General features: G+C 57.6%; 1 pseudogene. It reads left to right on the top strand.

Annotated features, from left to right (window positions below):
- Positions 1-180 precede the first annotated feature (180 nt).
- Positions 181-278: pseudogene (locus tag EXE42_RS20735) on the top strand (ribose 1,5-bisphosphate isomerase); the annotation flags it as partial.

Below are 278 nucleotides of genomic sequence, written 5' to 3' on the forward strand. Positions count from 1 at the left end.
CGTGCGCCCGCCTGCCGGCTGGGGCTTTGGAGGAGTTCGGTGTCGGTCCACGATTACCCGAGTATCGCCCAGCGGTCGAGGTTTTGGAAGAATGGCCAGTCGGTCCACCAACAGAGAAGAGACACGCAACCACGTATCGACCGCAACGTATTTCACAACCAAGTAATACTACCAAGTTGTATGGACGGATTCGACGGCTTCAGCGACGTGAGCGAGACGGACGTAACGAAGGCCATCGGCAACGAGTGGACCGACGGGTTCCTCGATTTCACAGACTC

Origin of the sequence: Halorubrum sp. SP3, assembly GCF_005435195.1 — an archaeon.
Classification (GTDB): Archaea; Halobacteriota; Halobacteria; order Halobacteriales; family Haloferacaceae; genus Halorubrum; species Halorubrum sodomense.